Source organism: Clostridium lapidicellarium (genome assembly GCF_041224415.1).
In the GTDB taxonomy this organism is placed as follows: Bacteria; Bacillota; Clostridia; order Clostridiales; family Clostridiaceae; genus Clostridium_B; species Clostridium_B lapidicellarium.
This window is the reverse complement of record NZ_JBGFFE010000009.1, coordinates 61,872-75,653: the sequence shown is the minus strand read 5'-3', so window position 1 is coordinate 75,653 and position 13,782 is coordinate 61,872. Positions and strand designations below refer to the sequence as shown.

General features: G+C 36.0%; 14 protein-coding genes. 11 read left to right on the top strand and 3 right to left on the bottom strand.

Features of this window, described 5'->3' with window-relative positions:
- Positions 1-33 precede the first annotated feature (33 nt).
- From AB8S09_RS08095 to AB8S09_RS08080, 4 genes are all read left to right on the top strand, one after another.
- Positions 34-1,143: an iron ABC transporter substrate-binding protein gene (locus AB8S09_RS08095; protein ID WP_369868896.1), complete on the top strand. Its 1,110-nt coding sequence runs from the start codon at positions 34-36 to the stop codon at positions 1,141-1,143.
- A gap of 277 nt (positions 1,144-1,420) precedes the next feature.
- Positions 1,421-1,783 (top strand): DUF2089 domain-containing protein, encoded by a 363-nt coding sequence (locus tag AB8S09_RS08090; protein WP_369868895.1) that lies wholly within the window; start codon positions 1,421-1,423, stop codon positions 1,781-1,783.
- 22 nt (positions 1,784-1,805) lie between these two features.
- The gene (locus tag AB8S09_RS08085; RefSeq protein WP_369868894.1) at positions 1,806-2,177 is read left to right on the top strand and encodes an SHOCT-like domain-containing protein; all 372 of its coding nucleotides are present in this window, start codon (positions 1,806-1,808) and stop codon (positions 2,175-2,177) included.
- Between the two features lie 116 nt (positions 2,178-2,293).
- A complete protein-coding gene (locus AB8S09_RS08080; protein ID WP_369868893.1) occupies positions 2,294-3,550 on the top strand; it encodes an MFS transporter in 1,257 nt (418 codons plus the stop codon).
- Between the two features lie 75 nt (positions 3,551-3,625).
- Here the strand turns inward: AB8S09_RS08080 and AB8S09_RS08075 are convergent, their stop codons facing one another.
- A complete protein-coding gene (locus AB8S09_RS08075; RefSeq protein ID WP_369868892.1) occupies positions 3,626-3,940 on the bottom strand; it encodes a helix-turn-helix domain-containing protein in 315 nt (104 codons plus the stop codon).
- A gap of 394 nt (positions 3,941-4,334) precedes the next feature.
- Here AB8S09_RS08075 and AB8S09_RS08070 point away from each other — a divergent pair, with 394 nt between their 5' ends.
- The 5 genes from AB8S09_RS08070 to AB8S09_RS08050 all read left to right on the top strand — a co-directional run bounded on the left by AB8S09_RS08070 (position 4,335) and on the right by AB8S09_RS08050 (position 8,407).
- Positions 4,335-5,597: a methyl-accepting chemotaxis protein gene (locus tag AB8S09_RS08070; RefSeq protein ID WP_369868891.1), complete on the top strand. Its 1,263-nt coding sequence runs from the start codon at positions 4,335-4,337 to the stop codon at positions 5,595-5,597.
- A gap of 200 nt (positions 5,598-5,797) precedes the next feature.
- Positions 5,798-6,061, top strand: coding sequence for a PadR family transcriptional regulator (locus AB8S09_RS08065; protein WP_369868890.1), 264 nt, complete (start codon positions 5,798-5,800; stop codon positions 6,059-6,061).
- Position 6,062: 1 nt separating this feature from the next.
- The gene (locus AB8S09_RS08060; RefSeq protein ID WP_369868889.1) at positions 6,063-6,473 is read left to right on the top strand and encodes a DUF6483 family protein; all 411 of its coding nucleotides are present in this window, start codon (positions 6,063-6,065) and stop codon (positions 6,471-6,473) included.
- 40 nt (positions 6,474-6,513) lie between these two features.
- Positions 6,514-7,245: an ABC transporter ATP-binding protein gene (locus AB8S09_RS08055; protein WP_369868910.1), complete on the top strand. Its 732-nt coding sequence runs from the start codon at positions 6,514-6,516 to the stop codon at positions 7,243-7,245.
- Positions 7,238-8,407, top strand: coding sequence for an ABC transporter permease subunit (locus AB8S09_RS08050; protein WP_369868888.1), 1,170 nt, complete (start codon positions 7,238-7,240; stop codon positions 8,405-8,407). The genes AB8S09_RS08055 and AB8S09_RS08050 overlap by 8 nt, the downstream gene beginning before the upstream one ends.
- 70 nt (positions 8,408-8,477) lie before the next feature.
- Here the strand turns inward: AB8S09_RS08050 and AB8S09_RS08045 are convergent, their stop codons facing one another.
- Positions 8,478-10,187 carry an ABC-ATPase domain-containing protein gene (locus AB8S09_RS08045; protein ID WP_369868887.1) on the bottom strand — a complete coding sequence of 570 codons (1,710 nt, stop codon included), beginning with the start codon at positions 10,185-10,187 and terminating at the stop codon, positions 8,478-8,480.
- Positions 10,188-10,314: 127 nt separating this feature from the next.
- On the opposite strand from AB8S09_RS08045, the gene AB8S09_RS08040 reads away from it, so the two are divergent.
- Entirely contained in the window at positions 10,315-11,589 is a 1,275-nt protein-coding gene (locus AB8S09_RS08040; protein ID WP_294184558.1) for a 2-hydroxyacyl-CoA dehydratase subunit D, read from the top strand.
- Positions 11,586-13,259: an acyl-CoA dehydratase activase gene (locus AB8S09_RS08035; RefSeq protein WP_369868886.1), complete on the top strand. Its 1,674-nt coding sequence runs from the start codon at positions 11,586-11,588 to the stop codon at positions 13,257-13,259. Before AB8S09_RS08040 ends, AB8S09_RS08035 begins: the two co-directional genes overlap by 4 nt.
- Here the strand turns inward: AB8S09_RS08035 and AB8S09_RS08030 are convergent, their stop codons facing one another.
- The gene (locus AB8S09_RS08030) at positions 13,260-13,745 is read right to left on the bottom strand and encodes a dihydrofolate reductase (protein WP_294184562.1); all 486 of its coding nucleotides are present in this window, start codon (positions 13,743-13,745) and stop codon (positions 13,260-13,262) included.
- Between the last annotated feature and the right edge of the window lie 37 nt (positions 13,746-13,782).

The following is a 13,782-nucleotide window of genomic DNA, read 5'->3' as shown; positions in this document are numbered from 1 at the left end:
AAGAGGTACGTTAAATGGAGGGAGGAAATAATTGTGCATAAAAAATTTTTAAGTCTATTATTTGTAGGAATATTTATTTTTGCACTTTTGATTGGAGGCTGTTCACCTAAATACGAAAAAACTTCAAATTCAAAATCTAAAAATATAATGATAACAGACTTATTGGAAAGAAAGATTACATTAAATAAAAGAATTGATAAAGTTGTAGCTATTGGACCAGGGGCATTGAGACTTTATTGTTATATAAATGGTTCAAAAAAGTTAGTGGGTGTAGAACAGACTGAGAAAGGCAGCACTGTGGGAAAGCCTTATATGATGGTGAATCCCAATATTGCAAAACTTACAACTATAGGTCAGGGAGGACCTAATAATTCACCGGATGCCGAAAAAATACTTTCAGTTAAACCGGATGTCATTTTCGATACATATGCTTCAGATAAGTCTTCTGCAGATGAACTGCAGTCCAAAACCAACATACCTGTCGTTGTTTTGAGCTATGGTAAACAATCCACATTTGATCCTGATATGTACACTTCTTTGAAAATTATTGGGAAAGTCACTGGCAATGAGAGCAGGGCACAAAAAGTAATTGATTATATGAAAAACTGTAAAGATGATCTGGACAAGAGAACTAAAGATATCCCTGAAAGTAAAAAGCCAAGTATATATGTCGGAGCTTTGGGCATGAAAGGCACGCATGGCATTGAAAGTACTCAGGGGAATTATTCTCTGCTCAAGGCTGTAAACGGGAAAAATGTAGTGGATGAAACGGGAAAGACTGGTACAGTTATGATAGATAAAGAGAAACTCCTAAAATGGGATCCGGATAAGATTTTTATAGATGAGGGAGGATTTCAGATGGTTCAGGAAGACTGTAAAAAAAATCCTGACTATTATAATAATCTTTCAGCAGTTAAAAATGGTGAAGTATATTCACAGATGCCCTATAATTTCTATACTACAAATATTGAAACTGCTATGGCGGATGCCTATTACCTTGGAAAGGTTATCTATCCCGAAAAATTTAAAAATATTGATCCTATAAAAAAGGCTGATGAAATCTATAAATTTCTTCTTGGAAAAGGGGTATATTCCCAGATGGCAAATAATTTTGGAGGGTTTAGAAAGATAATATTAAAATAATTTTTTAAATATTCTTTGAAAATATATATTGAATCCAACAGCATAAAATTATATTAATTGCGTGTTGTATAAAAAGTCTTCTATGAAAAAATTAATTTCGTAGAAGACTTTTTATTGTTCCGTTATATAATTAACTTTACAGTAAACTTAATATTATTTATATAATAATTAAATATAGTAATTTATATATAATTATTAATTAAAAAAATAAATATTTATATTGAATATATTAATACTTCATGATATACTGTATTCATAAAAAAGAGAAGGTGATTATTTGACATATAAAGTAATTGGAAAATGTCCGGTATGTGGGGCAAGACTTTTGATTTCAAAACTTCACTGCCCTAAATGCGGCACTGTAATTGAAAATGATTTTGAAATGTCTAAATTTGAATATCTTACAAAAGATCAGCTTAAATTTATAGAGATATTTTTAAAGAACAGAGGAAATATAAAAGATGTGGAAAAAGAACTTGGCATATCCTATCCCACAGTGAGATCGAAATTGGATGAGTTAATATCCGCCCTGGGATACAATGTATCTCAAAATTCAAAGGCTGACAAGAAAAGGATAGTGGATATGCTGGACAGGGGAGAGATAACTGCGGATCAAGCTATAAAAATGATGAATGAGTAAATATGAAAGGAAGGAATATAACATGAATGAAGAAACAGCAAAGATATTGAAGATGGTAGAAGATGGAAAGATTACAGCAGATAAGGCCCAGGAGCTTATAGAATCTTTGAAGGACAGAAATACACAGCTTGCTCCAGATGATGATATTATGGAAAAGATGTTGATGATAAAAGTGAATTCCCATGAAGGGGACAATGTAAATGTAAAGCTTCCAGTGAAATTCATAAAGGTAATGCTGAAAACTGTTGGCAAGATTCCCATAAGTGACGGCGTAAAAGGGATGGAAAATATAGATCTGAATCTCATTTCAGAGGCTATAGACAAGGGGCTTTCGGGAAAAATAGTGGATGTAAAAAGTGCAGAGGGAGACATAGTAGAGGTAAGCATAGAATAGGAAGTGCAGCTTATGAGAGTTTATATAAGAACAGGGAACAGAAGGTTTGTAATTCCCATACCGTTGATACTACTGAGGTTGTAATAACACTATAAATTGAATTGAGAGAGGTAAATATGAAATATAAGAGAAATTTACTATTGTATATGTTTGGAAGATTTATATCCTATACAGGTACTGGAATACAGCAGGTGGCACTGCCGCTTTATATCTTGGATGTGACTCATTCGGGAATAATGATGGGGATTTTTTCAGCAGTAAACTTGGTTCCAAATATTATAGCTCTGCCTTTTGCAGGAATTCTGGGTGACAGAAAAAGCAGAAAGAATATAATGATGGCATCTGATTATGTCAGAGGGATTTTTGTATTACTTTTAGGATATCTTGCCATGAATGGGAGTCTGAATATAGTTTTTCTGTTTACGTTGCAGGTATTTATTTCGATTATGGACAGTATATTCAATGCATCCTCTACGGCAATTCTTCCAGAGCTTGTAGAAGAAGACGAACTTATGAAGGGAATAGCTGCAAGGGGAGGTGTTGATGCAGTTTCCATGATTATAGGGCCGTCTATTGGAGGAATCATATATGGTGTTTTTGGAATAAAGACGGTATTTTGTTTAAACGGAATAACATTTATCATATCAGGCATATGCTGCACTCTCATAGCATATGCAAATAAAGACAGAAATCTTGGAATACTTACATTTAAATCATTTTTTACTGAAAACAGCGATGTATTTTATTTCATAAAGAAAAACAGGGCACTGCTTCAGTTATTCTCATTGGCACTGGTGACAAATTTCCTGGTGGCACCACTCTTTGACATAGTACTTCCTTATGTTGTGAAGAAGGGAATAGGATTTAGTTCTCAGCAGTATGGTTATCTTATTTCATTTTTCACTTTTGGAATACTCCTGGGGAATATATTAATGGGTACCTGCCTTGTTAAATTCAGTAGAAAACTTATAATGAAGAATTCCCTTGTATTTCAGGCCATAATTTTATTTATGTTTCCAGCAGCTGTGTTTCCAATTACCGTAAATTATCTGGGGGGACACAGCATGGAACTATTTATGCTTTTGGCAGGTATAATGTTTCTGGGGGAATTTTTTAATTCAGGATTGAACACACCTTTGAACACAAATCTTCAGGAAATGGTGCCAAATAGAATGCGCTCAAGATTTTTTTCAGTATTAGGAATTTTTGGACAAGGTGCCATACCCCTGGGTTCCTTGATATATGGAATTCTTCTTGATAGATTTCACTATTTTTGTATATTGATGGTAGTAATGTCCGTTGTATTTATAATTACACTGGTGTTTATAAAAAAAGCAGTACCGGAAGTTTATGAACCGAAAAAAACTTTTTAACGCCTGTAGATTTGCTTTAACTAAAAAAGCATATTTCCATTTTTGAAAATATGCTTTTTCACTTGTATCAAAAACTTACTTTTCTTCCTGCTCTTCTAAAAGCAAATCGCAAAACTTTGAAACAAGTCTTATATTTTTGTCATTACATTTTTCGAGCTTTTTAGCTATTTCATCTTTTAAATATTCCTTGGAAGTATATATTGAATCCAACAGCACAAAGTCAGGAGTTACATTGAGAGAATTGCAGATCTTTATCAATGTGTCGATACTCGGTATAGAAGAACCCCTTTCAATATTACTTATATAGTTATTTGAAAGGCCAGTTATTTCGGCTAACCGTTCTTGAGTAAATTTTTTCTTTTTTCTAGCTGATTTAATCCGCTTTCCCATTTTTTTGTAATTTATTTTCATCTGCATCACCTATTCTGACTTTAATTATTTTTGGTGGAACATATAACAAACTGTAAGTGTATAATACACTTGTAATTGTAATAAAAGGTGTGTATAATATATAATGTATTACAAATTTAGATATAAAATTACTGAATTTATATGAATAATTGTCATATTTTTGTAAAAAACTTGTCAAAAAACCTGCAAGTATAAGCTGTGGAATGAATGCTTATCTACTTAAATTTTAGCCCGTTATGTAATTTATACCATAATATGGTTGACAAATAAAGCTCTTGAGAGGAGGCGGAAACAATAGAATCCCGGATACAGAGATATGTATTTAGCCAACCAGTAAATTCTGAAAAAAAGTTCATAGATGAGGAGAGTTGATATGATATTTTTAAAAGACATGAAGATGAAGACGAAGTTATCATTGTGTTTTGGAATTATGGTTGCAATAATTGTTGCCATTGGTATTGTGGGAATATTTTCATTTGCTTATAAGGATATTGTCACTGTGATTCTGATTATAGTAGGGATTGCCTGTGCTTTGATATTTCAAATCTTTATACCCAGATATATGGATAGGTCTTTGATGAAAATAGTGAGTGCGGCGGAAAATTTATCTAAATTTGATTTTACCTGCAGTTGTAAAACCGATAGAAATGATGAATTTGGAAGGACATTTAAAGCTATAGACAGGGCTCAGGAGAATCTGAAGGGCTTTGTAAAGGAAATTGAAAAAAAATTTCATAATATGAGCAGTTCCAGTGAAGATCTTTCTGCTGTAGCTGAAGAATTATCCGCAAAATCCGGAGAAATAGACAATTCTGTATCCGGTGTGGCATCGGGCATTGAGGAGAACAGTGCCGCTGTGGAGGAGATAACAGCTTCCGTGGAGGAAGTGAATTCGAGCATAAGTGAGCTTTCTCAAAAAGCGCTGGAGGGAAGTACCAACGCAAATAAATTCAAAAAGAGGGCTTCCATTACGAAAAAACAGGGACAAGATGCTGTAGAAGAATCGCATAAATTATATGAAAGCAAGGCAAACAATGTAATTAAAGCGATAGAAGATGGTAAAGTAGTTGAGAACATAAAAGTTATGGCTGACACTATTGCAGATATAGCTGAACAGACCAACCTTCTTGCCCTTAATGCTTCTATAGAATCTGCCAGGGCAGGAGAACAGGGAAAAGGGTTTGCAGTAGTTGCAAATGAAGTTGGGCAGTTGGCCGAACAGTCCTCAAAGGCCGTAGTTGGTATTCAGGATACCATAGAAAAAGTCCAGGAGGCTTTTAAAAACCTTGCACAGCACAGCAAAGACGTATTGAAATTTGTAAATGAGAATGTAAGCAACAGATTTAAGAATTTTGAAAAACTTGGAAATAAATATTATGAAGACGCAGATTTTTTAAGCAAGATGTCCGATGAAATGGCATCTATGTCGGAAGAACTTGCGGCAACTATAAATCAAGTAAGTGAAGCAGTTCAAAATGTGGCGAATACCTCTCAGAAATCATCCAGTCATGTAGAATCGGTGAAATCAAGTATGGACGAGGCCGCTAAGGCAACGGAGCAGGTGGCACTTTCTGCACAAACTCAATCGGAACTTGCCCAAAAGCTAAATAAAATGTTATCAAAATTTAAAGTGTAAAAGAAAAATTTTAAATTTAAGTTGACAAATCATATCACCTGATGATATGATTTTTTTAACAGATTATATATCATTTAATGATATATAATGGGACAACAGGAGGAGATTATTTAGAAATCGGGTGAATAGATATATCAAGAGATACTTCTTTAAAAAAAGGTGAACTTACGGACACATATTATTATATTTTACTTTCTCTTATGAAGCCCAAGCATGGATATCTTATCATGAAGTCAGTCGAAGAAATTTCAAAAAATACTTTTTCCATAGGTCCAGCTTCTCTATATACCAGCATAAGAAAACTTTTGGATGCCGGACTTATAAAGCTTATAGATGAATCATCCCAGAGAAAAATTTACATGACAACTGATGAGGGTGTTAAATTTCTAAAAAGGGATATCCGCAAAAAACGCAGAATGATTGAGGCTGCTGAGAAAATATTTGATGAGAGGGGGAAATTTTGAAATGAATGATGACTATATAATGAGAATAATAGAATCCTTAAAGAAGTTTACGGGAAATCTTTTTTCAAAAGAACAGGATCAGGATGTCGAGTACCAGAATATTGATCTTCAGTCGCTTTCTCTGGAAGATATGTTTCCTTTACTGCTGAAAAAGCTTGTGGTTCAGGGAAAGTATGACGAGGCTGAAAATATGTTGTTTGAGGAACTTGATGAAAATCCATCCCATAAATTATTTGAAACAGGCAAGAAATTTTATGGTATGTTGCTTTTGAAGAGCGACGAGCAGCTTGCTGGGGGGAATTTTTCGAGAAAGGAGATTTTTCAGGGATTGGAGGATATGAAAAAAGTTTTTCTAGAACATAAAAATATAAGAGAGAAAGGTGAGGTGAAAAAACCTGATTATTTGAAATAGCAAATAAATGAGTTTGCCTATATTTGGGAATCAGGTAATTATGCTTGAAGTAAAAAATGTAAGCAAGGAATTCAAAACGATAAGAGCTGTAGATAATTTGTCTTTTAGTGTTGATAATGGAGAAATAGTGGGACTGCTAGGTGAAAACGGGGCGGGAAAAACCACAACTTTGAGAATGATTTCTACCATGTTGAAGCCGAGCAGAGGAATCATAAGGGTAAATGGATATGATGTAGTTCATGAACCTTCAAAGGTAAGAGGAGAAATAGGAATTTTATTTGGAGGGGAAGTTGGACTCTATGACAGGTTGTCCGCTCGGGAAAATATAGAATATTTTGGGAAATTATATGGAATGCCGCAGGACGATATAGATAGAAGAATATCTGAACTTACAAGAGATCTCGATATGTCCGAATACATAGATAGAAGGGCTGGCAAATTTTCCAGGGGTATGAAACAGAAAGTGTCCATAGCACGGTCCATAATACATTCCCCAAATGTGATGCTGTTTGATGAACCAAGCACTGGACTGGATGTTTCGGCAGCCAAGGTCATACATGAATTTATTTTTAAATGCAAATGTGAAAACAAGATAATTTTGCTGTCCTCTCATTCCATGACTGAGGTTGAAAAGCTATGTGACAGAGTTGTTATAATCCATAAGGGCGGACTTGTAGAACAGGGAACTATAGAATATTTAAAATCAAAGTACAATAGTGATGATATGGAAGAGATATTTATAAAATTAGTGGGAGGCAGCAGGCATGAATAATTTTTGGATAATATTGAAAAAGGAACTTGTGGATATTTTCAGGGATAAAAAGACTATTGTATTTACCATACTCCTGCCTATCATAATGTACCCTGCCATGTTTAAAATAATGGATTTAACATTGAAGAATACGACTGAATCCGTTCAAAAAAACATAACTGTTGCCTATAGGGGAGAAAAGAATTCCTCAGTTTATAAAATGCTGAAGAGTGTGAAAAATATAACAATAGATAATAGCGGCAATGCCCAGGAAAAGCTTAAAAAAGGAGATATTTCCCTTATAATTGATGTACCTGGAAATTTTGACTCGAAAGTTACAGCGGAAAGTAAAACCAACGTAAGGGTGATATATGATCAGGATTCAAATAAATCTTCCATGGCATCTTCTACGATGAAGGATATATTTGATAAATACAGTAAATCCATTGTCAATGGAAGACTGCAGGCAAAGGGAATTGACAGCCAGGTACTGACTCCTTTTGATATAAAGGAAGAGGCTTTGAGCAAGGACAACAGCAGCCCGATAGCTTTTGGTATTTTAAGTGTGCTTCCAACTTTACTTATTATTTTCATGATAAGCCCTACTATAGGCATAGCGGCAGACCTGGTGGCGGGAGAAAAAGAACGGGGAACTTTTGAACCGCTTTTGTCGACGGCTGTAGGAAGAATGTCTATATTTTGGGGAAAACTTACGGCCATTTCATCTGTAGCTCTTATCACACTTATAGTTACATTGATATCCATGGTAGGTTCCATGCTTTACATATTTTCAGGCGGGGGAGGGATTGACATTTCAATAGGTGCTTTTGTGGTTATAGGTGTTGTATCTGTATTCGTACTTGTAGCACTTAGTTCTATTGAAATATCCATAAGTATATTTGCACGTTCCATGAAAGAAGCCAATACATATCTCGGCGGATTTATAGTTCCTGTAATGATTCTAACTTATGTTCCCTTTATGATGGATTCTAAAAATATAGGCATTTTATTCTTTAATATTCCCGTGGTAAATGCAGTTGCGGTTATGAAAGAAGCTCTTGCTGGAGTGTTTGATCCCATGCACATTTCCATAGTACTTGTATGGCATGTGGTGTATGTTGTAGCTACTGTACTTCTGGCAAAAATCATGTTTTCGAAGGAAGAAGTTGTGTTTAGAAGCTGAGAATTAACAGCTGACAGCTGACAGTTTACAATTGTTAATTGTCAATTGAAAATTGTTCATTGTTGAAAGATCACTTTATTTTAAGCCGTCTGTAGCGGTTTACGGCAGCACAGAGTTCATATTTTCTCGGAAGTGCCAGGTTTCCGGGGTGTCCTGAATAGGGTGATATAGAATCCAGCCCTATTTTTCCTATTTGTTCAAACAGCATATCTGCAATTTGTGAAATTGACATCCTGTCATCTACCATTTTACTTGAAATAAAACCAAGCATCACTGCTATGCAGTTGGTCTGACTGCTGTCTGTGAGCTGTTCCAGTGCCGATAGATCTATGGAGGATTTGCCATAGAGGACCGTATGTTTTCCTTTGGCTTTTATTTTGAAAGATCTTCTGGTACGGGTGAAGCTGGATCTCAGTGGTATTCTGGAAGTTATGTCTCCAAAAATGGCTGAATCGGATTTTTCTCTCTGATATCCTGCACTGTTTGCAATTTTTTTGGCCTGCCCTGTAACTTCCTTTGGAACATATTCATCCATCATGATTATGTGATCCGCCACATCAAAATAATCTCCGGAACCGCCTACAATCAATATAGTTGAAACATTGTACTGGTTATATAGCTGGCGAACTTTGTCTATGAATGGAGTAATTGGTTCTTTATCCTTTGAAACAAGTTTTTGCATGCGGCCGTCCCTTATCATGAAATTTGTTGCGGATGTGTCTTCATCTATTAATAGAAGCCTGGTCCCGCATTCCAGGGCCTCCATTACATTGGCTGCCTGTGAAGTACTGCCGCTGGCATTATCCGTGGAAAACCTCAGGGTATCTTTATTATTTGGCAGGTTGTTTATGAAAGGGCTGATATTCACCTTTTCCACCCTGCGGCCGTCCTCTGCCCGTATTTTGACTGCATCTCTTCTAGTTATTACATATTCACGGCCGTCGTCTGGAATGTGATTGTATATTCCAAGTTCGAGAGATTTTAAAAGTGTGGATTTTCCATGGTATCCACCGCCTACAATCAAGGTGATTCCCTCTGGAATTCCCATTCCTCTTATTGATCCGTGATTTGGGAGAGAAAGTTCTATTTCAAGGCTTTTAGGGCTTGAAAAGGGAACTGCACTTTCATCCCGCAACGGTCTGTCTGATATTCCGTTTTCCCTCGGCAGAATGGAGCCGTTGGCAATAAAGGCTGCAAGTTTCCTTTCATTTAGTTGCTGTCTGATGTATTCCTGGTCCAGTATGAGTTCTACCTGCTTTTTTAATTTGAATTTGTCTATGTTTTTAAAAAGCAGTGATGAATTGACAATTTTGGGAAGCACGTCAGAGAAGATTCCAGCTGCGGATTTACCCCGGATTCTTCTCCCGGAGGCAGGAAGTTCAACTTCAAATCTCGCTTCAATATTGTCATGATTTACGACTATGGAGGTTCTCTCCAGCATTTCCTGGCCGCAGGTGTCTATAGACAGAAATGTACTTAGCTTTTTTGTATTGGGGGTTCCATTGAAATTTTTAATGCTGTGTGAAAAAGTTCTTGTTAAAAAGTCAGACACAGCTGTTATTTTATATTTTGAATCCAAAAATTTCTCGGGAAAGCCTGCTTCTTTTTTGGATAGAATTATACGTGCCTTTGATGGCGGGGCAAAGGGATCCGATTGTATATGATCTATGGAGAGTATATATTTTCCGAAGTCATATTCGCCTCTTAGTCCCTTATAGGCGGAATATCCCCTTCCATCTATTGATAATAATAATTGTTGAAGTTCACGATAATTTTTCAAAATAGATCCTCCTCTTTTGTTTTCAGTTGTGTATTGTATGTTTTGCATTTTACAATATAATATGATAACATAATTCTATAATTAAAGGTAAGTAAAATATTAGTAGATAGCGGAGAGGCTTTTGAAAATGGATCTGATAAAGACATATGGAAAATATATAAAAAAAAACATAAATAATCCTTCTAAGACATTGAATCTGTTGAAATTCGGATTTTCTTTTGAAAAATTTTTAGTTTCTAGATTTAAAGATAAAAAAATTCCTCCTTCCCTCAATTATTTAAACGAACTATGCGTTGATTTCATACTTACCCCTCTTAAGAATCCTCTGAATTCAGCTTTTGTTACAATATTTTCACCTGTTGAGATACTTTATGCCATGGATATGAATCCTCTTTTGATTGAGGGTTTTTCTTCCTTCCTTTCAGGCACCCAGTGTGAAGATGCATTTATAGATTGTGCTGAAAAATCTGGAATTTCCGATACACTCTGCAGTTATCACAAGGCATTTATAGGAGCTGTGGAGGCAAAAGCCGTACCAAAACCCAGATTTGCCATAACCTCATCCATGATATGCGACAGCAATTTGAATACCGTAAGGTATATTTCAGGCAAATATAATATACCTTATTATTATCTCGATGTACCTTATGAGTACAGTGAATATACTGTAAAATATGTTGTGGGACAGCTTCATGAAATAGTGGAATTTATTCAGGACATAATGAAAACCAGGTTTGACGAGGATAAATTTAAAGAAGTGATAAGAATTGAGAATGAAACCAAACTCTACATGCGCAGGTTTTATAAAAGACTTGAACACAAGTACTTTCCAAATACCCTTACATTGGAAATGTACAAATTGTTTACATCGCATCTGGGGATAGGCAGGCCTGAAGTACTGGACTTTTACAGGATGCAGGCTGAAGATATAGAGAAATATCCCGACTGCAGGGGGAAAAGGATACTCTGGAGCCATATCATGCCTTTTTACAGTAAAACATTGAAGGGTCGTTTTAATTTAAATGCTGACTGTCAGCTTCTTGCATGTGATTACAACCTGGATAATTTAGAGGAAATGGACTATAATCATCCATTTGAAGCCCTGGCCCAGAAATTTCTCAAAAACAAGCTCAACGGACCATTTCAGAGAAAAATACAGAATATAATGAAAATGGCTCGAAATTTCAATGCCAGCGGGGTTATAAACCTGTGTTCTTTCGGCTGTAAAGAATGCAGCGGAGGCACGATGCTTTTAAAAGAAGCCCTCAAACGACAGGATATACCTTATTTATCCATAGACGGTGATGGAGTTGACAGGAGAAACGCCCATGAAGGTCAGGTTGAAACCAGGGTTGAAGCATTTATGGAAATATTGAAAAGCAGACAGAAGGTGGAAAAATGATAGGTTACGTATGCAAATACACTCCCTCTCATATTATAAATTCTTTTGGAGAGAAAGCGGTAAAGATATCCCCAGAGGTTTCTGGGTTTGACAAGGCCGAGACACTAATGCATCCCAATATATGTACTTATGCAAAAGCAGTGCTTGAGGAATGCATTGATTCGGAACTGCGCAATTTAGTACTTGTAAATTGCTGTGACAGTATCAAGCGGCTGTATGATGTGGCCAAGGACAGTGCTGAATTTAAATATGTGTATCTTATAGATGTCCCCAGGAAAAGGAACAGGGCTTCTGATCTGATGATGAAAAATGAGATTTTGAAATTTATAAGATCAATGGAAGAATTTACTGGAAAAAAATTTGATGAAGACAGATTCATAGGATTGGTAAACGGCGGAGGCAAAAGCGGCAGGACAGCTAAAAAATCTGATGACATCAGAATTGCACTTATGGGATCCAGAATGAAAGATTCTACCCTCGGGCAGATTGAAAAAGCAGGAGCTTCTGTAGATTTCGATTTTACCTGTACTGGAAACTTCACAAGATCAACTGTGCTTGATAAAAACGAAGATTTTCTGTTGAGCTATGCCTCTTTTTTGTTGAATTCATTTCCATGTATGAGAATGGTTGACAATAGTGACAGAATTGAGATTTTGTCTGAAAATTTGAAGGGCTTGGATGGAATAATATATCATACCACTAAATTTTGTGATGCCTATTCTTTTGAATATGCCGTATTGAAAAAGAAGGTTCCCATACCTATGCTGAAGATAGAAACCGATTATACAAAAGAAGGAGAGGGGCAGGTTAAAACGAGAATTGAAGCTTTTGTTGAAACAGTCAAATCAAGGAATGCACAGCATGTAAAAAATCATCCTGCCGGCATAAAAGATGATATTTTGGTTGCCGGTATAGACAGCGGTTCTACTTCTACAAACGTAGTCATAATGGATAAAAATAAAAAAGTACTTTCCTATTCCATAGTGCGAACTGGTGCCAAGAGTCAAAGCGGTGCGGAAAGAGCCATGGAAGAGGCTCTGAAAAAATTAGACATAGAAAGGGGAAGGCTTTCCAAAATAATTTCTACGGGATACGGACGTGTAAGCATTCCCTTTGCAGACAGAGAAATAACTGAAATTACATGTCATGGGAAAGCTGCTTATTTTTTGAATAACAGGGTTAGAACTGTGATTGACATAGGAGGTCAGGACAGTAAAGTTATAAGACTGGATGACAGGGGAAAAGTTGTGGATTTTGCCATGAATGACAAATGTGCAGCCGGGACCGGAAGATTTATTGAGATGATGAGCCGCACCCTCGAGGTTCCATTAGATGAGATGGGGGAAAAATCCCTGAATTGGAAGGAAGACATCGATATAACAAGTATGTGTACTGTATTTGCGGAATCCGAAGTCGTGTCACTCGTTGCACAGAATAAGGAGATAGCGGATATAATTCACGGGTTGAATAAGGCGGTTGCCGCAAAAACACTTTCACTTTTAAACAGGGTCGGGAAAAAGGGAGATTATATGATGACAGGAGGAGTTGCCAAAAATGTAGGTATAGTGAAATGTCTTGAAGAAAAGCTTGGAGATAATATATTTATACCAAAAGAACCCCAGATAGTAGGTGCTATAGGGGCAGCTCTTGCGGCACTGGAGAGTATTTGATCAGAACAATTTTCTTTCAAGGGTAAAAAAGTCATATTCAATGCTGTTGTAATGGTGCTTTTCATGTTTAATTATTTTATAATCTTCTGTGTTGAATTCCGGAAAATATGTATCTCCACTTTCAGAAGACATTATCTGAGTTAAATACATTCTACCGCAGTAGGGAAGCATCTGTCGGTAGATTTTTTCTCCGCCTATTATGAACACCTCTTCCGGCAGATATTTATATTTTATGATGTCCCTGATGTTATGTACAACTTCAGCCCTGCTGTCCGGAATAAAATAATTTTTGTTTCTTGTTATAACAATATGTTTTCTGTTGGGCAGTATTTTGGGAAGTGATTCAAAAGTCATTCTCCCCATTATGATGGTTTTACCTGAGGTTAATTTTTTAAACCTTTTTAGATCATCCGGTATGTGCCATATCAACTTGTTGTCTTTTCCTATTACACGTTTTTTATTGATAGCCGCAATCAAACTTATCATCGGGGTTGAATCACTTCCTGCCTGTGTTTATTTTTAT

Excerpts from the sequence above, each read along its gene's own strand:
- AB8S09_RS08075 (WP_369868892.1), bottom strand. The coding sequence starts at position 3,940 with ATGGGAAAGCGGATTAAATCAGCTAGAAAAAAGAAAAAATTTACTCAA.
- AB8S09_RS08030 (WP_294184562.1), bottom strand. The coding sequence starts at position 13,745 with ATGATAAGTTTGATTGCGGCTATCAATAAAAAACGTGTAATAGGAAAA.
- AB8S09_RS08070 (WP_369868891.1), top strand. The coding sequence starts at position 4,335 with ATGATATTTTTAAAAGACATGAAGATGAAGACGAAGTTATCATTGTGT.
- AB8S09_RS08055 (WP_369868910.1), top strand. The coding sequence starts at position 6,514 with ATGCTTGAAGTAAAAAATGTAAGCAAGGAATTCAAAACGATAAGAGCT.
- AB8S09_RS08060 (WP_369868889.1), top strand. The coding sequence starts at position 6,063 with ATGAATGATGACTATATAATGAGAATAATAGAATCCTTAAAGAAGTTT.
- AB8S09_RS08065 (WP_369868890.1), top strand. The coding sequence starts at position 5,798 with ATGAAGCCCAAGCATGGATATCTTATCATGAAGTCAGTCGAAGAAATT.
- AB8S09_RS08085 (WP_369868894.1), top strand. The coding sequence starts at position 1,806 with ATGAATGAAGAAACAGCAAAGATATTGAAGATGGTAGAAGATGGAAAG.
- AB8S09_RS08050 (WP_369868888.1), top strand. The coding sequence starts at position 7,238 with ATGAATAATTTTTGGATAATATTGAAAAAGGAACTTGTGGATATTTTC.
- AB8S09_RS08035 (WP_369868886.1), top strand. The coding sequence starts at position 11,586 with ATGATAGGTTACGTATGCAAATACACTCCCTCTCATATTATAAATTCT.
- AB8S09_RS08040 (WP_294184558.1), top strand. The coding sequence starts at position 10,315 with ATGGATCTGATAAAGACATATGGAAAATATATAAAAAAAAACATAAAT.
- AB8S09_RS08080 (WP_369868893.1), top strand. The coding sequence starts at position 2,294 with ATGAAATATAAGAGAAATTTACTATTGTATATGTTTGGAAGATTTATA.